The organism is Acetobacterium sp. K1/6, from assembly GCF_034438075.1.
GTDB lineage: Bacteria > Bacillota > Clostridia > Eubacteriales > Eubacteriaceae > Acetobacterium > Acetobacterium carbinolicum.
The window spans coordinates 116,165-136,388 of record NZ_JAXQGA010000008.1 but is presented as its reverse complement, the minus strand read 5'-3'; the positions used below and the strand labels follow the sequence as shown (position 1 = coordinate 136,388).

Annotated in this window: 18 protein-coding genes; 5 read left to right on the top strand and 13 right to left on the bottom strand. The window is 43.8% G+C overall.

Going from position 1 to position 20,224, the window contains the following annotated elements:
* Nucleotides 1-25 precede the first annotated feature (25 nt).
* Nucleotides 26-316, bottom strand: coding sequence for a YerC/YecD family TrpR-related protein (locus U2P91_RS09225; protein ID WP_111888021.1), 291 nt, complete (start codon nucleotides 314-316; stop codon nucleotides 26-28).
* A gap of 155 nt (nucleotides 317-471) precedes the next feature.
* Between U2P91_RS09225 and cysS the strand changes: the two genes are divergently transcribed.
* Nucleotides 472-1,869: a cysteine--tRNA ligase gene (gene cysS, locus U2P91_RS09220; RefSeq protein WP_322519488.1), complete on the top strand. Its 1,398-nt coding sequence runs from the start codon at nucleotides 472-474 to the stop codon at nucleotides 1,867-1,869.
* Nucleotides 1,854-2,318, top strand: coding sequence for a Mini-ribonuclease 3 (locus tag U2P91_RS09215; RefSeq protein ID WP_322519487.1), 465 nt, complete (start codon nucleotides 1,854-1,856; stop codon nucleotides 2,316-2,318). Before cysS ends, U2P91_RS09215 begins: the two co-directional genes overlap by 16 nt.
* Before the next feature lie 64 nt (nucleotides 2,319-2,382).
* On the opposite strand, the gene U2P91_RS09210 is transcribed toward U2P91_RS09215, so the two are convergent.
* Together U2P91_RS09210 and U2P91_RS09205 are read right to left on the bottom strand one after the other, a co-directional pair.
* Nucleotides 2,383-3,774 (bottom strand): MATE family efflux transporter, encoded by a 1,392-nt coding sequence (locus U2P91_RS09210; RefSeq protein ID WP_111888024.1) that lies wholly within the window; start codon nucleotides 3,772-3,774, stop codon nucleotides 2,383-2,385.
* Between the two features lie 106 nt (nucleotides 3,775-3,880).
* On the bottom strand, nucleotides 3,881-5,536 hold the full coding sequence (locus tag U2P91_RS09205; RefSeq protein WP_111888025.1) for a DEAD/DEAH box helicase: 1,656 nt from the start codon (nucleotides 5,534-5,536) through the stop codon (nucleotides 3,881-3,883).
* Nucleotides 5,537-5,785: 249 nt separating this feature from the next.
* On the opposite strand from U2P91_RS09205, the gene U2P91_RS09200 reads away from it, so the two are divergent.
* Entirely contained in the window at nucleotides 5,786-6,190 is a 405-nt protein-coding gene (locus U2P91_RS09200; RefSeq protein WP_111888026.1) for a helix-turn-helix domain-containing protein, read from the top strand.
* Nucleotides 6,191-6,330: 140 nt separating this feature from the next.
* On the opposite strand, the gene U2P91_RS09195 is transcribed toward U2P91_RS09200, so the two are convergent.
* The 4 genes from U2P91_RS09195 to U2P91_RS09180 form a co-directional block, all read right to left on the bottom strand.
* A complete protein-coding gene (locus U2P91_RS09195) occupies nucleotides 6,331-8,304 on the bottom strand; it encodes an NAD(+) synthase (RefSeq protein WP_322519486.1) in 1,974 nt (657 codons plus the stop codon).
* Nucleotides 8,305-8,648: 344 nt separating this feature from the next.
* Nucleotides 8,649-10,253 (bottom strand): CTP synthase, encoded by a 1,605-nt coding sequence (locus U2P91_RS09190; protein WP_111888028.1) that lies wholly within the window; start codon nucleotides 10,251-10,253, stop codon nucleotides 8,649-8,651.
* A gap of 185 nt (nucleotides 10,254-10,438) precedes the next feature.
* On the bottom strand, nucleotides 10,439-11,083 hold the full coding sequence (gene trhA, locus U2P91_RS09185; protein ID WP_111888029.1) for a PAQR family membrane homeostasis protein TrhA: 645 nt from the start codon (nucleotides 11,081-11,083) through the stop codon (nucleotides 10,439-10,441).
* A gap of 159 nt (nucleotides 11,084-11,242) precedes the next feature.
* Nucleotides 11,243-11,914, bottom strand: coding sequence for a DUF1638 domain-containing protein (locus tag U2P91_RS09180; RefSeq protein ID WP_111888030.1), 672 nt, complete (start codon nucleotides 11,912-11,914; stop codon nucleotides 11,243-11,245).
* 201 nt (nucleotides 11,915-12,115) lie between these two features.
* On the opposite strand from U2P91_RS09180, the gene U2P91_RS09175 reads away from it, so the two are divergent.
* Nucleotides 12,116-12,691, top strand: a complete 576-nt coding sequence (locus tag U2P91_RS09175; RefSeq protein WP_111888031.1) for a 5-formyltetrahydrofolate cyclo-ligase — start codon at nucleotides 12,116-12,118, stop codon at nucleotides 12,689-12,691.
* A gap of 6 nt (nucleotides 12,692-12,697) precedes the next feature.
* Entirely contained in the window at nucleotides 12,698-13,996 is a 1,299-nt protein-coding gene (locus tag U2P91_RS09170; RefSeq protein WP_111888032.1) for a bifunctional folylpolyglutamate synthase/dihydrofolate synthase, read from the top strand.
* Between the two features lie 69 nt (nucleotides 13,997-14,065).
* Here U2P91_RS09170 and dusB read toward each other — a convergent pair whose 3' ends face one another.
* The 6 genes from dusB to tilS form a co-directional block, all read right to left on the bottom strand.
* A complete protein-coding gene (gene dusB, locus U2P91_RS09165; RefSeq protein ID WP_322519485.1) occupies nucleotides 14,066-15,067 on the bottom strand; it encodes a tRNA dihydrouridine synthase DusB in 1,002 nt (333 codons plus the stop codon).
* Between the two features lie 5 nt (nucleotides 15,068-15,072).
* Entirely contained in the window at nucleotides 15,073-15,843 is a 771-nt protein-coding gene (locus U2P91_RS09160; RefSeq protein ID WP_111888034.1) for a type III pantothenate kinase, read from the bottom strand.
* Between the two features lie 8 nt (nucleotides 15,844-15,851).
* The gene (locus U2P91_RS09155; protein WP_322519484.1) at nucleotides 15,852-16,247 is read right to left on the bottom strand and encodes a thioesterase family protein; all 396 of its coding nucleotides are present in this window, start codon (nucleotides 16,245-16,247) and stop codon (nucleotides 15,852-15,854) included.
* Between the two features lie 95 nt (nucleotides 16,248-16,342).
* Nucleotides 16,343-18,184 carry an ATP-dependent zinc metalloprotease FtsH gene (gene ftsH / locus U2P91_RS09150; RefSeq protein WP_322519501.1) on the bottom strand — a complete coding sequence of 614 codons (1,842 nt, stop codon included), beginning with the start codon at nucleotides 18,182-18,184 and terminating at the stop codon, nucleotides 16,343-16,345.
* 65 nt (nucleotides 18,185-18,249) lie between these two features.
* Nucleotides 18,250-18,786, bottom strand: coding sequence for a hypoxanthine phosphoribosyltransferase (gene hpt / locus U2P91_RS09145; protein ID WP_204355384.1), 537 nt, complete (start codon nucleotides 18,784-18,786; stop codon nucleotides 18,250-18,252).
* Nucleotides 18,755-20,200, bottom strand: coding sequence for a tRNA lysidine(34) synthetase TilS (gene tilS, locus U2P91_RS09140; protein ID WP_322519483.1), 1,446 nt, complete (start codon nucleotides 20,198-20,200; stop codon nucleotides 18,755-18,757). The genes hpt and tilS overlap by 32 nt, the downstream gene beginning before the upstream one ends.
* Nucleotides 20,201-20,224 lie beyond the last annotated feature (24 nt).

Genomic DNA, 20,224 nt, shown 5'->3' with positions numbered 1-20,224 from the left:
TTTGAGTTTGTTTATCGTCGCAAGACTACTCCAATGTATGGTCCTTTTTCATTTTTTCGATGCTGTTGCGATAGCCTTTGCCGTGTTTGAGGCAGCGGTTGACGCGGCTGATGGTGGCCGAGCTGGCTCCGGTCAGTTTTTCCACATCGATGAAGGTTTTTCCCTGGGATAGTAGATAGGCAATTTCAAAACGGTGGGCCATGTCTTCAATTTCTTTGATGGTACACAGGTCCTCGAGTAATAAATTACAATCCTCTTCGGTTTCAAGGGCTAAAATCGCCTGGGCCAGAACTTTTCGTTTTGTATTTGCTTCCATGGAGAATCCTCATTCATTTCTTTTTTATTCTTTTGGGTTGATAAAGAAATTTTCTTCCTAAAAAATTTTATCCATTGACACTTAATCTTATCTTTAGTGTATAATATGTTATCATAACACATTGCTGTAAATAAATAAATTGAAAGGTGAACTTTATGAAATTATATAATACCCTGACCCAGAAGAAAGAAACATTTATCCCGATTGAAGCGGGCAAGGTCCGGATGTATTCCTGCGGACCCACAGTTTACAACTATTTTCATATCGGCAACGCCCGTCCCTTTATCGTATTTGACGTGCTGCGCCGGTTTTTGGAATATACCGGTTACGAGGTAACCTTTATCCAGAACTTTACCGACGTTGATGATAAAATCATCAACCGGAGTCACGAAGAGGGAATTTCGCCTGGCGATGTTTCTAAAAAATACATCGCTGAATATTTTACCGATGCCGATGCCTTGGGAATCAGACGCGCTACGGTCCATCCCAAGGTCAGTGAGCACATGCCGGAAATCATCGCCATGATCAAAACCCTGGAAGAAAAAGAACTGGCCTATAATGTCGATGGCAATGTCTACTATCATGTTGATGCCTTTAAAGATTATGGTAAATTATCCAAACAATCCATCGATGATTTAAAATCCGGGGCCCGGATTGATGTCAATGATGAAAAACATAGTCCTCTGGATTTTGCCCTCTGGAAAAAGAAAAAAGAAGGCGAGCCCTATTGGGACAGTCCCTGGGGCCAGGGGCGACCGGGCTGGCACATTGAATGTTCGGCGATGTCAAAAAAACACCTGGGCGATACCATCGATATTCACGGCGGCGGCCAGGATCTGATCTTTCCCCACCACGAGAATGAAATCGCTCAATCCGAAGGCTGCTGCGGCAAACCCTTTGCTAACTATTGGGTGCACAACGGCTATATTAATATCGACAACGAAAAAATGTCCAAATCCAAGGGTAACTTTTTTACCGTCCGGGATATTGCCAAAACCTTTGATCTCGAAGCGGTGCGGATGTTTTTATTAATGGCTCATTACCGCAGCCCGGTTAACTTCAGTGAGCCGCTGCTAAAGCAGGCCGCCAATGCTCTGGAACGGTTATATACCGCTAAATTCCAGATGGCATTCCTGCTTGCAAACGCCACCGCTGAGATGTCCACCGAAACAGAACAAGGCTGGATTGGTTCGCTGGTTAAGTACAAACACGATTTTGTCGCAGCCATGGATGATGACATCAATACCGCCGATGCCATTGCCGTTATTTTTGAGCTGGTCCGGGATCTTAACTCGACGCTTAATGCCGCTTCTTCTAAACCGGCGATCATTGCTGGTCAAAACATTTTTGCCGAACTCACTGCCGTTTTAGGATTGGCGGAAAAAGAAAAAGAAACCGATCTGGATGCGGCTGTGGAAGACCTGATCGCGCAGCGACAGGCGGCCCGCAAAGCCAAAGATTTCAAACGGGCCGATGAGATCCGGGATGAACTGCTGGCTAAAGGTATTGTTCTGGAGGATACCCGGGAAGGTGTTAAATGGAAAAAAGCCTAACCCCAGAAACGTCAGACCGTCTAAAAGCCATCCAGGCCACGATCGACACACACTACACCCGGGAACAGGCCGCCGCCATGAATCCGCTGGCACTGGCCTACATTGGTGATGGGATATTCTCGGATCTGATTCGCAAATATCTGCTCGGCTGTGGTCACCAGAATGTTAATGTCATGACCAAAACCTCGATTTGTTATGTCCGTGCCAGTGCCCAGGCCCAAATCGTCCGGACGCTGCTACCAGAACTTTCTGAAACGGAGGAGCGGATGGTTAAACGAGGCCGGAACACCGCCTCCCAGGTTCCCAAAAACGCGAACCCTTCCGACTACCGTTATGCCACCGGTTTTGAAACCCTGATTGGCTACCTGTTTCTCTGCGGCGAGGTCAAACGGATGAACAGCCTAATTTGTCAGAGCATTGATGTCATCAACAAAAATAGCGAAATATAAAAAAAAGATCTTCAAAAGCACATTGTCTTTTGAAGATCTTTTTTTTACTGTTTACAGCTGACTGTTAGTTTTGCATCACGACTGGAGAGGCTTCCCAGTTATCAAAAATATTTCGCTGATACCATCGGTACATGAACAACTCATAAGCCAGACAGAACATTTCTGAAATGATAAACCCGTACCAGATCCAATCCAAACCACCGGCCTGCGCCAACAAATAGGTAACCGGCAAGAGCACAATCATCTGCCGGATAAAAGATGCAATCATACTGACATAAGCCTTGCCGATGGCCTGGAAACTGACACTGAGCATAATCGAAATCCCGGCCAGTGGAAATGCCAGACTGATGCTCCTTAGACACTTGATTCCGATTTCCATCATTTCAGCAGAAGGGTTAAAAGCCATCATAATCTGAGCCGGGAAAATCCAGAACAGCAGCGTTCCCAAGGCCATAATGCTGAGGGCAGCGGTCATTGCAACCTTCAGGGTTTCGTTAAACCGTTCCCGATTTTTGGCTCCGTAATTGAAACCAAAGATCGGCATGGCCCCCTGACCCAATCCAAAGATGGGCATAAAGATAATCGACTGAATTTTAAAGTAAACCCCAAAAACAGCCACTGCCGACATCCCAAATCCAGCCAGAATCAGATTGTATCCGGTAATCATCAGCGACGCCAACCCCTGCATAATCGCCGCTGGTAATCCGACTTTAAAAATATCTTTGATGATTGCCGATTCATAATGAAACACCTTATAATCGAGTTTTAAATAATTTTTGCTGCTTTTAAAAACGACCAGTAACATATAGGCCATCCCAAAGATCTGACCAATCACCGTGGCAATCGCCGCACCTGCCACTCCCAATGCCGGAAAGCCAAGCCATCCAAAGATCATAATGGGGTCCAGAATAATATTGACCACTGCTCCGATAATTTGTCCAACCATCGGCTGGATCATTTCGCCACTACCTTGTAAGGTGGCATAAGCCGCCTGGGTGATGAAACTGCCAAAACAAAGCGTGGTGACAATCATTAAATACGCCCGGCCCTGGGCAATGATGCTGGCATTGTCGGTAAACAAACTGATAAATGCTTCCGCCGTGAAAAAGCCCAAGATGCCCAGCACTGCTGCAATCAGCATCGCCAGTAAAAAACCATGTTCCGCCACATTAGCTGCTTCGCTCTTTTTATTCTGCCCCAGGCGCCTCGAAATAGCTGAGTTAATTCCGACTCCCAGACCCACAAAAGAGGAGATAATAATCATCTGAATGGGAAATGCCAGGGAAACGGCTGTTAAGGCCTCTTCCCCAATTTGCGCCACAAAGATACTGTCCACAATATTATACATTGCTTGAATCATCATCGAAATGATCGCCGGTATTGACATTGAAAAGAGAAGCTTTGGTATTGGAACGACGCCCAGTTTATTCTTTTTTTCGGTTTGAGTGTCTTTCATGAGGCACCTCCTTGTTATTCATACATTAAAGTAAATGAAAAACCTGAATCCAAGGACAAAGTCAGCCTCACACCCAGGTTCTATTGATACTTTAATTAGTCTTTTGCTATTTTTTCTTTTTTGATATTTCGACTTTAACTTTGCGTTCTTTAATTATTTTTCCGTTTAATTTCTTTTCTACTTTTTTAGCCTGCTCTTCATCCACATCCACGAAGGTAAATTTATCATACATGTCAATATTACCTACAGCAGTAGACGGAATCCCGCATTCACCGCAAATGGCTCCCAGGATATCCCGTTTTTGGGCATGATCTTTTTCACCAACGCTAATAAAAAGACGTTTTGTTTTTTCCGGACCAGCACGACGGGATCCACCCTCGCGACGACCGCGATTGTCTCGACCATCGCGACGTGGAGCTGAGTCATTGCGTCGTGGACGTCGTTCAACCGTATTGAGATCTTCGGCTTCTGAAAGTGGCAATTGAGCCTGCAGCAAAACAGCCGCAATGGTTTCAGCGGCGTAGCCTTTTTCGACCAGCTCATCAATAATTTTCACATAGGTCTCTAAGGTACCTGTCTCAGCGCCCTTGTCGGCACGAATTTTGAAGCGTTCGTGGAAATGGGCTATCTTGATATCATTGATAACAGCACTCGTTGGGATTAAACCCCGTTCGATGCTTTTTTTAGTGTAGTCCGTGATTTTTTTGAGTCTAAACTGATCTCTGGATCGCGCCAGGGTCAGCGAGATACCGCTTTTTCCTGCCCGCCCGGTTCGACCAATCCGATGGACATAATATTCTTCATTATCAGGAACATCGTAATTAAAGACAATATCGACGTCATCGACGTCAATTCCCCGGGCTGCCACATCGGTTGCTACCAGGATATTTAACTTCCCACGGCTAAAGTCTTTTAAAACAGCCATCCGGGAAATCTGACGCATGTCGCCATGAATTTTATCCACTGAATAACCCAGTTTTTTAAGATCATCGGTAATTTCATCCACATATTTCTTGGTGTTGCAAAAGATCAGGGATCGTTGTGGTTTGTAAACATCCAGTAATCGGGTTAAGGCTTCAAACTTATGGTGATCACTGATATTAAAGTATTTTTGTTCGATACTGGTCGCCACCATGTTTTTAGGTGAAATTTCCACCAGGACCGGATTCTTCTGATAGGTTTCCGCAATTTTTAAAATTGGTTTTGGCATCGTTGCCGAGAATAACACCGTTTGAATCTCATGGGCGATTTCGTCCAGAATCAATTCAATATCTTCCCGGAATCCCATGTTTAGCATTTCATCCGCTTCATCCAGTACCACCATTGACACCTCACTAAGTTTCAAGGTTTTACGTCGCATGTGATCCATTACCCGGCCAGGGGTACCAACCACAATCTGAACCCCTGATTTAAGGTCTCTGATCTGGTTTTCAATGGATGCGCCACCGAAAATTGGTAATACTTTAATGTTCTTTTGGTATTTTAGTACTTTTTTAAATTCATCTGAGACCTGTACTGCCAACTCTCGGGTTGGGCATAGAACTAAAACTTGTACTTTCTTTATAGAAGGGTCAAGCTTCGTAATGGCTGGAATGGCAAACGCAACAGTTTTTCCTGTTCCTGTCTGTGACTTTCCAATGAGGTCTCCTCCCATCATTAATTGTGGTATCGCTTGCTCCTGGATTTCGGTCATTTCTACAAAGCCCATTTCTTCAATGGCTTGTAGCAATTGTTCATTAATTTCTAATTCTGTAAATTTCATTTAGTATCCTTTCTCGAATATATAACACCTTATTTTAAACCAACATATTAAATAATGCAAGCTTTATTTAATATGTATTAAGAAATAGTGCCTATGATTCACGTAAGATCTTAATAATTTCCGATTTGGCACCTTTTCGCAAATTTAATAGTCAGTTTATGGTCACTTGGTGTATAATCTGATTAAACACATCTGTGTTTATTTTACTCATTCATACTGAGATTATGAATAATTTATGGAGGAAACACCATGTCTACTTTTGGAACACGATTAAAACGACTGCGAATTAATAAGGATATGACCCAGCAGGATTTTGCTGAGCATTTTGATTTAAACAAAAGCTCGATTTCCAAGTACGAGAAGGATAAAAACCTTCCCGAAAACCAGTTGCTTGTTGAAATCGCGGATTATTTTGATGTATCGGTTGACTATTTGCTCTGCCGAACAGACAATTCCACCTCGCTTAATGATGCGAAGCTCAAATCAGAAGGCTCCTTAAACTCGGCTGAACAGCTGGTTAAACCGTTGGAAATGAAAGACCTGCTGGGACTGTTCGGTTACGCCATGGCCAATGAAGAGGGTAAAAAGGAAATTTTGGATTTTATTAACTTCAAACATGAAGTCCTCGTCCAACACTACTCTAAAAAAGAATAGTTATTAAAAAGAAGCTGTTTGCAAACAGCTTCTTTTTGGTTGTCAATAAACGACCGTACCGATCAATGGTTAATTTGTTGTTACACTTGTCGGTATTGGGTTTGTGTTTGACACAAGCTAATTACTTTTTTTATAACCGCTTACTCAATCGGTTCCATTTTCTCCAGGCTCTTAAGCCATTGCGTTGCGCGGGCGTCGGCGGGCATGCGCCAGTCACCCCGCGGCGAAAAAGATACTGAGCCTACCTTTGGCCCGTCGGGCAGGCAGTTGCGTTTAAACTGCTGGCTGAAAAAACGGTGGTAAAAGCGCTTTAGCCATTTAAAAATCACCGCTTTTTGATAGACACCCTCAAAGGCTTTGCAGGCCAGGAAATATACTTTTTCCGGTGAGAAGCCGTGGCGCACCATTTGATACATAAAGAAATCGTGGAGTTCATAGGGACCCACGGTTTCTTCTGTTTTTTGGGCGATTTTTCCGTCCTCATCCGGGGGCAGCAGTTCTGGTGAAACCGGGGTATCCAAAACATCATAAAGAATTTTTTTAATCTCTCCTTTGGTCGAATGGTCTGCTACCCACTTGACCAGATAACGGATTAAGGTTTTTGGAACACTGGCATTGACACTATACATTGACATATGATCGCCATTATAGGTAGCCCAACCAAGGGCCAGTTCCGATAGGTCCCCCGTTCCAACGACAATCCCCCCCAGCTTGTTGGAAAGATCCATGAGAATCTGGGTTCGTTCCCGGGCCTGAGAATTCTCGTAGGTAACATTGTGGAGATCCAGAGGGTGGCCGATGTCGTTAAAGTGAGCCGTACAAGCGGCAACAATGGAAATCTCATGGAAGCTCGCACCTAGACCCTTGATTAGAGCAACCGCGTTATCATAGGTGCGATCAGTAGTGCCAAAGCCCGGCATCGTCACAGCATGTATTTTTTCCCGGGGGATATCAAATCGATCACAAACACTGACACAAACAAGCAGTGCCATCGTTGAATCCAGTCCTCCCGATATCCCCACTACCATTGGGGCATTGCCGAGGTGAGCCAGTCGGGTAGCCAAACCGATGGTTTGGATATTAAAGATCTCTTCGCACCGCTCACTGCGCCGATTGGGATCAGCGGGAACAAAGGGCTGAGGATATACCTCCCGATCAAAATCATCGGTTCCCGGAGTTTCAAATAAAATGGTCCGGTAAGAATGATCCTTAAGAAGATCAGCTGAATCCCCAAAGCCATGCTGCATTTGCCGGTCATGCGTGAGTGATTCGACGTCAATATCAGTAATCAGCAGTTCGTTCCCCAGGTTAAACTTAGGCAGTTCTTTGAGCAATATCCCCCGTTCACAGATGATCGCATTGCCACCAAACACCAAATCACTGGTTGACTCACCAAAGCCTGACGAGGCATAGAGATAAGCAGCATTGCAGCGGCCAGATTGAGAGCGAATCAACTCTCTGCGGTAATCACTTTTTCCCACCACCTCATTGCTGGCAGACGGATTAAGGATCACGGTAGCCCCGGCCAGGGCATGAAAACTACCGGGTGAAATGGGTACCCACAGGTCTTCACAAATTTCGACACCGATCACAAATTCTTCCCGATGAACATGTTGAAACAGTAAATCGGTTCCAATCGGAACCCGTTGCGAACAAAGGGTAATCTCAGTTTGATACAGCGATTTTGACGAAGCAAACCATCGTTTTTCATAAAATTCCTGATAATTGGGAATATAGGTTTTGGGCACTATCCCCAATATCTGACCATCGTTTAGCAGCACTGAACAATTGTATAAACTCCCCTTTATAGCCAGGGGCAGGCCAACTGCCAGAAGCATCTTCTTCCCATCAGACCATTGACACAAACAATCCAGTGCCTTTACCGCGTTTTTCTGCAGTTCCCGCTGAAAAAACAAATCGCCACAGGTGTACCCGGTGATTCCCAACTCCGGAAACAATAGCACCTCGACCCCCTGATCCCAGGCCTTCGTCGCTAAGGTCATCATTTCATTGACATTATACTGGCAGTCTGCCAGTTTTAGTTTAGGAACAGCACAGGCTGTTCTGAAAAATCCGTATTTATGCATGGTTCCCTTAACTCCTTTAACTTTCATTTAATTCTTTCTTACTTCTCTTTAGTTATTGTGCCTATCTTTATTATAGCTCCATTTGTGATTTGTAACAATCATATTTTATTTTCCACAGGCTGTGTTCAATCGGCAATTTTTTATGCACAATTGACCTGTTTATTGTTTTACCATTACATTGGCGTTGTTTGGGGTTTTCTCAGCTAATCAACAAGGTTATCCACATTGTCCACAGGGAAAACCTATGTTCTCCACAGTTTTATACAATTATTATCAACAAATATAAAGTTATCCACAGTTTTTCTGTTGGCGTATCTTGTGTCTCATCCCATAAAAAAAATCAAGATCTAGGATCTCGATTTTTTTATCCGCTATTCTTTAGTGTTCAAAGCAGCTTTTACAAAGCTCTGGAACAACGGATGGGGTTTATTGGGGCGGGATTTAAACTCCGGATGCGCTTGAGTCGCAACAAACCAGGGGTGATCTTTTATTTCAATCATTTCAACAAGAACCCGGTCAGGTGACATTCCCGAGAATATCATCCCCTTTTCTTCAAGTTGCGCAAGATAATCATCATTGACTTCATAGCGGTGTCGATGCCGTTCGCTGATGTTTTTCTCACCATAGGCTTCTTTCGCTTTTGAACCTTCCAACAACTCGCAGGGATATAATCCCAAACGCATGGTCCCCCCCATATCAATAATTTTTTTCTGTTCTTCCATCAGATTGATAACTGGATAAGGGGTTTCCGGATCCAGCTCTATACTATGAGCACCGGCCAGACCGACTACATTTCGGGCAAACTCAATGACTGCCAACTGCAAACCCAGACACAGACCTAAAAAAGGCACCTTATGTTCTCTGGCATACTCAATGGCATGGATCTTGCCTTCCACACCCCGGTGGCCAAAGCCGCCGGGCACTAGGATGCCATCCAGATCTTTAAGCACCCGATCAACATTTTCTTCATTGATGTCTTCAGAATGAATCCATTTAATAACAACCTCAGAGTTGTTACCAATACCGCCGTGACGCAGGGCTTCTGCCACGGAAAGATAGGCGTCATGGAGTTCGACATATTTACCAACTAAGCCAATGGTAACCTTGTTTTCCAGACTTTTCGCCTTTTTAACCAGGTCTTTCCATTCGGTCAGGTCCGGTTCTTTACAATCGATATGAAGTTTTTCACAAACCAATTCGGCCAGACCTTCTTTTTCAAGCATCAGGGGTACTTCATAAAGCTCTGCGGCATCCATATTAACAACCACAGCTTTTTTATCGACATTGCAGAAGAGGGATATTTTCGCCTTTAAACCTTCTTCCACTTCCTTTTCGGAACGGAGCACAATAATATCCGGCTGAATTCCGATGCTCCGCAATTCTTTTACCGAATGCTGGGTTGGTTTGGTTTTCAGTTCGCCCGCCTTTCCAAGATAAGGAAGTAGAGTAACATGAATGTACAAGACATTTTCAGCGCCCAGATCGCCCTTAAATTGACGAATCGCTTCCAGATAGGGCAGACTTTCAATATCCCCGACTGTTCCGCCTATTTCGGTAATCACCACATCTGGATGGCTGTAGTCGGTGACGCGAAGAATCCCTTCTTTTATTTCATCGGTAATATGGGGAATAACCTGAACAGTTCCCCCTAAATAGTCACCCCGACGTTCTTTTGAAATCACATTCCAATATACTCTTCCGGTGGTAACATTGCTAAACTGGGACAGGTTTTCGTCGGTGAATCGTTCATAGTGACCCAGGTCCAAATCGGTTTCTGCCCCGTCATCGGTCACAAAAACTTCCCCATGCTGATAAGGACTCATGGTTCCGGGATCAAAGTTCAAATAAGGATCAAATTTCTGGATCGAGACCTTTAAGCCTCTGGACTTAAGTAATCGACCCAACGATGCACTTGTAATCCCCTTTCCTAAAGAAGATACTACTCCACCAGTGACAAAAATATACTTAGTTTGCATTAATTTTCAGGCTCCTTTTTCTTTTACATTTTCTTGATTATTCCAATAAAAAATCACTGCAAAAAATGAGTTTTTTTTTTGCAGTGATGCAATTAACAATACTATTCTATTTTAACGGTTTTTAAAAAAAATACAATAAAAATTTTGTTTTTTAATATCAATTTTTTTATAATACCATTTTTTTCTTAAAGAATAAAGAAAAAAACACAAATAAAATGACACAGTGATCCTAAAATAACAAAAATGTGAAACAGTTCGTGGAATCCAAAGTTTTTACCAAAGTTTGGTTTTTTAATGGCATAGATGACACCGCCAATGGTATACATCACGCCACCCCCAACCAGAAGCATAAATCCCGGCCGCGGCAAAGCCTGATAGAGGGGACCCAAAACAAAAAGGGCAAACCAGCCCAGAAAAATATAGAGTCCGGTTCCCAGCCACCTGGGCATATTGATCCAGGCTACTTTAAGAATAATCCCAATCAACGCGACTCCCCAGATCGCCACCATCATCGTCACCCGCATGGTTCCGGTTAGACAAAGGAGACAAAAAGGGGTATAAGTACCCGCAATCAAAATGAAGATCATCGCATGATCCAATTTTTTAAGATGTAGAATTTTTTGCTGATCCCCCTGGGCGGCATGATAGGTAAAGCTGGTGGCATAGAGACAAATCAGCCCCACCCCAAAGGCCAGGACCGAAATCAGGGTTAATGGGGTCACATTATCATTCACAATAATTAAAATCAACATGGCAATGATACCAAACACAGATAGAATAGCACCAATTAAATGGGTTAACGCATTTATTGGTTCTCTAAACTGATTCATATTTTGTCCTTTCTGTTACTGAATAGTTCTTTTCTTTCACTATACCACACTTTCCCGAGTTCATGCAACCATGATTCCACTTCACTCCATTGCGTAAAAAACACCCGAGAAATCAATTACTGACTCAAGCGGGTGTTTGCTCAAAGAGTGCTTTATCGCTTACACTGGGCGAACCGCTACCCCGTCAAAATCATTATGGGTGGTCACCTGACCCGGTGGAATAATACAAAATCCCTCTTGCCACTGACCGGTTACCAATTTTTCCAGCGGGGAAATACTGCCCTGATCCACCACCACCTCCAGACCGATGAGCTTCCCGATATCCGTAACGCGGGGCAGGTGCAAATCCACTGCATAAGCCCCGGTATCGATGAGCATCAGCTTTTTATAATGTTTAAACATGATGTCCATAACCCGCCTGGCCCGACTTTCACCGTATTTTTCCAGATTGTGTTGGAACTCCTTGTCAAGTGACTTTTCCCCCCTTAACCATCCCTGTGTCAAGAAATAGGTGGATGTGCGAATCCGCTCCAGATTTTTTTTCTCTGAAAGAAGAATATCGATGCAATCCCCATAGCGGGGAATGATCATCGTCGCCGTTTCGCTTTTTAGCCCCAATAGTCCGTTTCCGCAATTACCATAAGCAAACAAAAGCTCATTATAGTTATCTTCTGCTTTATCAATTTCTTCCTGAAGGGCCGTTTTTAACCGTTCCGGAGAGTCGTGGAGTAAATTGGACATCCAGATGGTTTCCAGTTTTACACCAGTGTGTTGCAATGCCATTTCAACTTCATCCCGAATGGTTTCACAGGCGATTAATAGTCTTTTCATTTATTTTTTACACCTTTTTTCTGTTTACTCTTCCAAGAGTATTATTTATGTACTATTTTTCTGTCCTATATCCAGTATAACCAAGAATCCTTTGTTTTCAAGATAAATTTCTGATAAAATTTCCCCTCGATATTTTTTTGTTGTTAACTCACTTTATGTTATAATGTCATCGTGAATTAATCTTAATTTTAGGAGAAAAAAATGGATAAAAGTTTATTCCGAAAAGAAACCCTGGCGCGTCGTAAAGAAATTTATAGTGCTGACACCGATGCTAAAATTATCGAGCAATTTCTAAATAGCGATCTTTATAAAAAAGCCAACTGGATTATGACCTATATAAGCTTTGGGACTGAAATCTACACCCATGATTTCATCAAAAAAGCCTTAGCTGATGGCAAACACATTGTCGTTCCGATCTGCAACATTTCCGATCATACGATTACCCTCTCAGAGCTGATCAATTTTCCGGATGATCTGGAAGAAGGTCATTATGGGATCTTAGAAGTACGTGAAGATTGCCTGCGGATTGTCGATCCTAAAAAGCTCGATCTGGTTATGGTTCCCGGCTGCGCGTTCTCACCCTCTGGACACCGGATGGGTTTTGGTGGCGGTTATTATGATCGTTTTCTGGAAACCATCAGTGACGACTGCGTCACCGTTGCGCTGATTCGGGAAGACTTCATTTTTGAGACCATCCCGATGGAAGAACATGACAAAAGTGTTCAATTCATGGTTACCGAAAAATGCATCAATTGTTGTCCCATTCAGGAGGATTAATTTAAAATGAACGTTACCGAAGCCATCAGCTACATTGAAGCAACCCATAAGTTTGGCACCCGATTAGGACTAGAAAGCATGCGTCTGTTACTGGGTGTCATGGACAACCCCCAGGATAAACTCAAGTTTATCCACATTGCCGGCACCAATGGAAAAGGGTCCACCGCCACCATGATCGCCACCATCTTAAAGACCGCCGGATACAAAACCGGTTTGTTTACCTCTCCCTTTCTGGAGGCTTTTAACGAACGGATACAGTTAAACAACGCGCCTATTGATGATGACAGTCTGGTCTCTGCCACCCTTTTTGTTAAACAGCGGATTGAAATCCTGCTCGAACAGGGCGAACCCCATCCCACTGAATTTGAAATGGTTACCGCCGTCGGGCTCCAGTATTTTTATCAACAACAGGTTGATGTTGTGGTTCTTGAAGTGGGTTTGGGCGGACGACTTGACGCCACCAATATCATCAACGATCCGCTGGCGGTTGTGATCATGGGTGTCAGCTATGATCACACTGATTACCTGGGGAACACCCTGGCTGAAATCGCCTTTGAAAAAGCCGCGATTATTAAAGAGGGCTCCGATGTTATTGTTTACCCCCAGGACCCCGAAGCCTTAACGGTAATTCTTGATTTCGGTGCCGCCAAAAATGCCAAGATGGTTCTGGTTAATCCGGATGACATTTCCATTTTAAGCCATACCACCGACAATCAAACCCTTAAATACCGGGGTGATCATCTTTATCTGGATGGTTTTTGTTTAAAACTTCTGGGCGATCATCAAGCGCTTAACTGCCTGACTGCTCTGGAAGTTATGGCCCTGCTTAACCGTAAGGGATATACAATCAGTGCGTCTGATATTAAAAAAGCATTGGCCACCGTCGTCTTTCCCGGACGTTTTGAAATCTTTTTGAAAAATCCGGTGGTCCTTATTGACGGCGCCCACAACAGCAATGGGATTCAAGCTTTTGTGAGCAATATCAACCAATATTTTGCCAACCGCACCATCAACTTATTTTTTGGGATGTTAGAAGATAAGGACATTGAGGAATCTTTGTCTTATCTGGTGCCCATCGCCAGCACCATTCATACCCTGACTCCCAACAGTGACCGGGCCATGCCGGCAGAAAAAATGGCCGCACTGATTCACACGAACTACGGAAAAAGTGTCGATTTCTACGACACCATGGAAGCCGCTGTTAAAAGCATCGACCTAACCAGAAAAGACGAGGTTAATGTTTTTGTCGGCTCGCTTTATATGATTGGGGAAGCCCGAACCCTGATCCGGGAAAATTTGCTGTAAGCATAAAAATAAAGCCAATGATTAATCAATTGTCCGTCTTTAGACAGATAAGACTAATCATTGGCTTTTTTATTGCGCCAGGGCGCTGGTCAGCAGTCGGATCACCGCTTCTTTATCCGGTGCATGAAAGAGTTCGTTCCGGATCACCGTGGCATGATGAAGACCTTTGGTATAGGCTGCCAGATGCTTGCGCATTTCCCGGAGCCCGGCGTCTTCATTTTTAAGAAGCGCCAGCAAATCGATATGCCGAATGGCAACTTGAACCCGTTCTTCCGGTGTCGGTTTTGCGAGGACTGTGCCGGTCTTTAAATAATGGTTGATTTCGCGAAAAATAAAGGGATTGCCAATAGCTGCCCGACCGACCATCAGACCATCGACCCCGGTTTCTTCCAAAGCCCTTTGCGCCGCTTCACCGCTATTGATATCGCCGTTTAAAATAATCGGAATCCCGGCATTTTTCTTGACCTCGGCAATCATTCCCCAGTCGGCCTGACCCGAATAATAAGCTTCCCGGGTGCGGCCATGGATGGTTAAGGCCGCCGCCCCTGCTTCCTCCACCCCGGCAGCGATAGCGCGGATGTTGATACTCTGATCATCCCAGCCGATTCTGGTTTTAACAATCAGCGGCTTTTCTGAAGCTTGTGCCAGTGCTCTGACGATCTTCAAAAACAGCGCCGGCGTTTTTAACAAGGCTGATCCTTCGCCGTTTTTAGTAATCTTGGGCGCCGGACAGCCGGCATTAAAATCTAAAAATGCGTAGTCGGTAATATTGATATCATCACGAACGACTTGGGCTAGAATTTCCGGGTCGGATCCGAACAATTGAATCCCTGCTGGCGCTTCTTTTTCACAAGTCAGCATTAAATCGGCCGTCTTATGATCTTTATAATATAAACCCTTGCCGCTGATCATTTCTGAAAAGACCACCCCTGCTCCAAATTCTTTAGCAATCAACCGATACGGCAGATTAGTATAGCCTGCCATCGGTCCTAAAAAAAGAGGGGTTTCAATTGAAACATCCCCAATTTTAAGTCGTTTATTTTTTTGTGTTTTTATTTCTTCCCTGTTCATCCTGTTTACCGATAATTTTTGTCATGAATAATCTTAAGCCCTTTAAGTGACAGTTGGGGATCATAGACGTTAATGGATTTTGTCTCCTGATAAAAAAGCCGGCCATAACCACCGGTTGCCACCACCTTCATATCCTTAACACCGGTTTCTTTTTTGATCTGTTCGATGATATACTCCACCTGACCGATATAACCATAGACCAAACCCGCCTGCATGCTGGTGACCGTATCTCGGGCCAGTATTGATGGGGGCTTCTTAATCTCGATATTGGGCAGCTTGGCGGCATTCTTCCAGAGCGCATCAACGGCAATCTGAATCCCGGGCGTCGTTACTGCCGCCGCAAAAGCACCTTCCTTAGTGACGTAATCAAAGGTGGTTGCGGTACCAAAATCGGTCACAATCACCGGCCCACCATAAATGCTATAGGCGGCCACAGCATCCACAATTCGATCTGCACCCACTTCTGATGGATCTGAGGTGTTAATGGGCATCCCAGTTTTGATTCCCGGCCCCACTACCATCGGTTCCAGACCAATATATTTCTTGATGCCATTGGTCAGTGAATACATAATGTTTGGCACCACTGACGCAATGATCACACTGCTGACTTGATCCACCGATATCTCTGAGTTTCTGAAAAAAGATTTAATTAATACCCCATATTCATCTGAGGTACGCGGTGTTTTGGTAACAAAACGCCAGGAGTATGGAAGTTCATCCCCGACCATCACCGCCAACTCTGTATTTGTATTTCCGACATCAATCCCTAAAATCATGTTTCCTCCTAAAGACTCCGCTTTTTTAAAACCTTCTCGTTGAATCGGGCTTTATCGACAATAAATCGGTGGTGAATGGCTTCGCCAATTTTTTCGACTGTATCCCAGGCGTCAATATCAAAAGTCAAGGCTCGTTTTTCAATCGATACCAGCGTCGCTTTGATATGGATTTCCATTCCCACCGGTGAGGCCCCTAGATGTTTTAGCTCAATACAGGTTCCCACCGTGGTATTCGTTTCAGACTGGGTTGCTTCCACCCCTTCATAGGCAACATTTTCCATCCAGGCCACCAGCCGGGGCGTAGCCAGCACGGCTTCGCCACCGCTGCCCATAGCCAGAGCGGTATCTTCTTTATTGACAAAAAATTTCTTTTCATAACTGGTTCCAACTTTCAGTTCTTCCATTTCATCCTCCTCGTCCTGTTTTTTTTATTTTAACCGATCGAATCAATTAATATCTTAAAAAAAGCCGTTATAAAAACGGCTTTTATTTATTCTAATTATTCAATTTCAGCTTCGATCTCAACTTCAACCATTTTTTCTTCTTCTGGCTGTCCTTCTTCATGATGTTCTTCAAACAAGGCTCTGAATTCTTCACCGGTTACGGTTTTATCTCTTAGTAAACGGGTAGCAATTTCTTCCAGCTTTTCCTGATGGGTTTCGAGAATGGAACAGGCCCGATCAAAAGCATTTTCCACAATGGTGCGAATTTCCTTATCAATAACAGCTGCCACTTCTTCACTGTAGTTACGCGATCTTCCCAGATCCCGCCCCAAAAACACTTCGCCACTCTCCGGATGCCCGAAGGTCATGGGTCCGAGATGTTCGCTCATGCCCCATTCGGTTACCATGCTTCTGGCAATGTGAGTGGCGCGTTCAATGTCATTACTGGCGCCTGTACAAATATCGTCGAGGGCAATTTTTTCAGCCGCCCGTCCGCCCAGCAGACCACAGATGTTCTCAAGCAACTTGCTTTTACTCATATGCTGACGATCATCATCCGGCAGCGACAAGGTGTACCCTGCAGCCATTCCCCGAGGAATAATCGAAATCTCATGAACCGAGTCACAATTAGGCAGCAGGTGCATAACAATCGCATGTCCGGCTTCGTGATAAGCGGTGATATGCAAATCATCCTCGTTAATAACCTTGCTTTTCTTTTCAGGACCGGCAATGACCCGTTTAATCGCTTCTTCCAGTTCAATCATAGTGATCGATTTACCATTATGTCTGGCTGTCAAAAGTGCTGCTTCATTCATCAGGTTTTCCAGATCAGCTCCGGTAAAGCCCGGTGTTCCTTTGGCAATGGTGCCCAGATCGACTGTAGCATCCAGTGGTTTATCTTTTTTATGAACATTGAGAATTTCTTCCCGGCCTTTTACATCGGGTATACCAACCGTAACTTGTCGGTCAAATCGTCCCGGTCGCAGTAAAGCCGGATCCAGGATATCCGGACGGTTGGTCGCGGCAATAATAATAATGCCTTCATTGACGCCAAAGCCATCCATTTCAACCAGCAATTGATTCAGGGTTTGTTCCCGTTCATCATGTCCACCGCCGAGGCCGGCACCACGATGACGACCGACTGCATCAATTTCATCAATAAAAATAATACAGGGGGCGTTTTTCTTGGCATTTTCGAAAAGGTCGCGCACACGAGAAGCGCCGACCCCGACAAACATCTCGACAAAGTCTGAACCACTGATGGTAAAAAAGGGTACCGCCGCTTCCCCAGCCACTGCTCTGGCTAACAGGGTTTTCCCGGTTCCCGGAGGGCCTACTAAAAGAATCCCTTTGGGAATACGGGCCCCCAGTTTTCGGTAACGATCGGGCGCCTTTAGGAAGTCAACAACCTCTTCAAGTTCTTCTTTTTCCTCATCCGCACCAGCAACGTTTTTAAACGTCACCTTGGTTTCTCCCTCAACGTGAAGTTTTGCCCGACTTTTTCCAAAGGACATCACTTTACCGCCACCGCCGCCAGCCTGTTGGCTGAAGACCAGGAAAAATACCACCATCAATACAATCAGTACGACCGACGGAATTAATGAAATCCACCAGGAATCCTGCTGTTTGGTAATTGCAACCTCCAAACCATTTTCATAAATATATGGCGTAACCTGTTCATCAATTACATATTGAGGGACTACCGCCTCAAACGCTTCTCCATTTCGTAACTGGCCTTTGACCGTTGAGTTGTTTATTTCAATCTCAGCGACTTGATTGTTTTTCAGTTCGGTGAGCAACTCGCTATAAACGATGGTTTTAACCTCTTCCTTCATGGGGTTTAAAAAGGTTACCGCAACAATAATGATTAGTAGGATTACTAAATAAAATCCAATCATTTTAAGGTATTTATTCAAAAGACATCACTCCTCTCAAGTTTGTATTCTTTTTTTTACTGCTATTTTTATTCATATATTTCTCGTTTTAAAATCCCGATAAAAGGAAGGTTTCGGTACTTTTGATCATAATCCAGGCCGTACCCAACGACGAACTCATTGGGAATTTCAAAGCCGATATAATCAGCAATAACGCGCTGTTCTCGACGTTCTGGCTTATCCAGCAGCGAACAGACCTTGACCTCTTCTGCCCCCAGACTTTCAAAGCGGTTCAATAAATAGTTCAGGGTGTTTCCGGTATCAACGATATCTTCAACCAGCAAAATACTCCGCCCGTTGACATCCATCGATAAATCAGTTTCCAGTTCTACGACTCCAGAACTGCGCGCTTTCGCACCATAACTGGATGCTTTTAAAAAATCAATCTCCACGGGAATCGGGATTTTTCTGATCAGATCAGCCATAAAAACCGACGACCCTTTTAGAATACCTATTAAAATCGGATATTTTCCGCGGTAGTCTTTCGTTATCTTTTCGCCAAGTTCTGAGACACGTTTCTCCAATGCCTTTTCATCAATCAAAATTTCCTGAATATCGGCTATCACACTTTTCTCCTAACATAAGGTATGTTACCCTAATTATATTTTTTGTATCATCATCGGCCAAAAATCGCTGATTGATAGCATGACCTAAAATCCACACCACCTCGTGATCGATCACCAGCAACGGAATTTCATTTCTTCGGTCTCGGTCAATTTTTTTATCAATGTAATACTTTTTAATGGTTTTCTTCCCAGTCATACCCGAAGGATAAAAATAATCGCCGGATCGCCGGCTGCGTAAAACCAATATGTCCTTTATTTTATCATAATCAAAATATTTTTCACTATGATTTTTGATTTCTTTCGAAAAAATACACCTTTTTTTTCGAAATTCATCCTGGCTAACAAACTTTGTCTCCACAATCAGGTGTTCTTTCGAAAAAAGATAGGTTTTATTGGGAATAATCCGCTTAGGTGATATGAAAAAACCTTCGCTTTTTTGTTTTTCTGTCACCAACACCCGGTCATAACGGCGGATTATTTGGATCTCATGAGGGAAGTGGATTTCCCATGTAGTTTTGTCGCTTTTTAGTAAACTATAAAAAGCAGTGATATGATTGTACTCAATTTCCTTTAAACTACCCTTAAATTTAAAAATCGACCGCCGCAGGATTTCTTTCTGAACCACCGGTTCTTCATTTAACCAACGCTCGCGGTTAAGTAACACCTGGTTTTCTTTCTTGGTCAGAATATGATCTTCAATCTGATCCACATATTTCTCAAAAAACGCCTCATATTCATTGGCAATTTTGCAAAATTCATTAAAATGAACTTCAGCCCTGGGATTAATCTCTAAAATCATCGGCATAATATCCAGGCGAATTTTATTGCGGGTATAATCTCTTTGCAAGTTAGTGGCATCGGTACGAAATGCCAGTTTGTTGATTTCACAATAATTCAGAATTTCCTTTTTTTGCAGACAGAGAAAGGGACGAATATATAAATTATCGCGGCTGGCCTTAATGCCGGACACACCCTTAACACCGGTACCCCGGATCAGACGCATCAGCATCGTTTCGGCCTGATCGTTGATATGATGGCCCATGGCAATCCGATTATATCCATGTGTCGCGGCAATGGCCATAAAAAAAGCGTAACGCTCTTTACGACCCGCCTCTTCAACAGAAATCTGCTCGTCCTGAGAAATTACTCCAATATTACGCTGGCGTGAAAAAAAAGGGATCTTTCGATCCTGACAGAATTTCTTTACAAAAGCTTCATCCTCATCGGCGTCGGGTCCCCGGAGTCCATGGTGAAGATGGGCGACACCAATAAAGATATGAAACCAATTGGCAAATTTATCCAAAAAATACAATAAAGCCAGCGAATCTGCTCCCCCGGATACGCCGATGAGAACATGATCGCCAGCCTCTAAAATTCCCTGTTCTTCAATATACTGAATTACTTTTTTCTCCATGGTTTCACCACTTCAATAAATTCT

Excerpts from the sequence above, each read along its gene's own strand:
- U2P91_RS09225 (WP_111888021.1), bottom strand. The coding sequence starts at position 316 with ATGGAAGCAAATACAAAACGAAAAGTTCTGGCCCAGGCGATTTTAGCC.
- cysS (WP_322519488.1), top strand. The coding sequence starts at position 472 with ATGAAATTATATAATACCCTGACCCAGAAGAAAGAAACATTTATCCCG.
- U2P91_RS09215 (WP_322519487.1), top strand. The coding sequence starts at position 1,854 with ATGGAAAAAAGCCTAACCCCAGAAACGTCAGACCGTCTAAAAGCCATC.
- U2P91_RS09210 (WP_111888024.1), bottom strand. The coding sequence starts at position 3,774 with ATGAAAGACACTCAAACCGAAAAAAAGAATAAACTGGGCGTCGTTCCA.
- U2P91_RS09205 (WP_111888025.1), bottom strand. The coding sequence starts at position 5,536 with ATGAAATTTACAGAATTAGAAATTAATGAACAATTGCTACAAGCCATT.
- U2P91_RS09200 (WP_111888026.1), top strand. The coding sequence starts at position 5,786 with ATGTCTACTTTTGGAACACGATTAAAACGACTGCGAATTAATAAGGAT.
- U2P91_RS09195 (WP_322519486.1), bottom strand. The coding sequence starts at position 8,304 with ATGAAAGTTAAAGGAGTTAAGGGAACCATGCATAAATACGGATTTTTC.
- U2P91_RS09190 (WP_111888028.1), bottom strand. The coding sequence starts at position 10,253 with ATGCAAACTAAGTATATTTTTGTCACTGGTGGAGTAGTATCTTCTTTA.
- trhA (WP_111888029.1), bottom strand. The coding sequence starts at position 11,083 with ATGAATCAGTTTAGAGAACCAATAAATGCGTTAACCCATTTAATTGGT.
- U2P91_RS09180 (WP_111888030.1), bottom strand. The coding sequence starts at position 11,914 with ATGAAAAGACTATTAATCGCCTGTGAAACCATTCGGGATGAAGTTGAA.
- U2P91_RS09175 (WP_111888031.1), top strand. The coding sequence starts at position 12,116 with ATGGATAAAAGTTTATTCCGAAAAGAAACCCTGGCGCGTCGTAAAGAA.
- U2P91_RS09170 (WP_111888032.1), top strand. The coding sequence starts at position 12,698 with ATGAACGTTACCGAAGCCATCAGCTACATTGAAGCAACCCATAAGTTT.
- dusB (WP_322519485.1), bottom strand. The coding sequence starts at position 15,067 with ATGAACAGGGAAGAAATAAAAACACAAAAAAATAAACGACTTAAAATT.
- U2P91_RS09160 (WP_111888034.1), bottom strand. The coding sequence starts at position 15,843 with ATGATTTTAGGGATTGATGTCGGAAATACAAATACAGAGTTGGCGGTG.
- U2P91_RS09155 (WP_322519484.1), bottom strand. The coding sequence starts at position 16,247 with ATGGAAGAACTGAAAGTTGGAACCAGTTATGAAAAGAAATTTTTTGTC.
- ftsH (WP_322519501.1), bottom strand. The coding sequence starts at position 18,184 with ATGATTGGATTTTATTTAGTAATCCTACTAATCATTATTGTTGCGGTA.
- tilS (WP_322519483.1), bottom strand. The coding sequence starts at position 20,200 with ATGGAGAAAAAAGTAATTCAGTATATTGAAGAACAGGGAATTTTAGAG.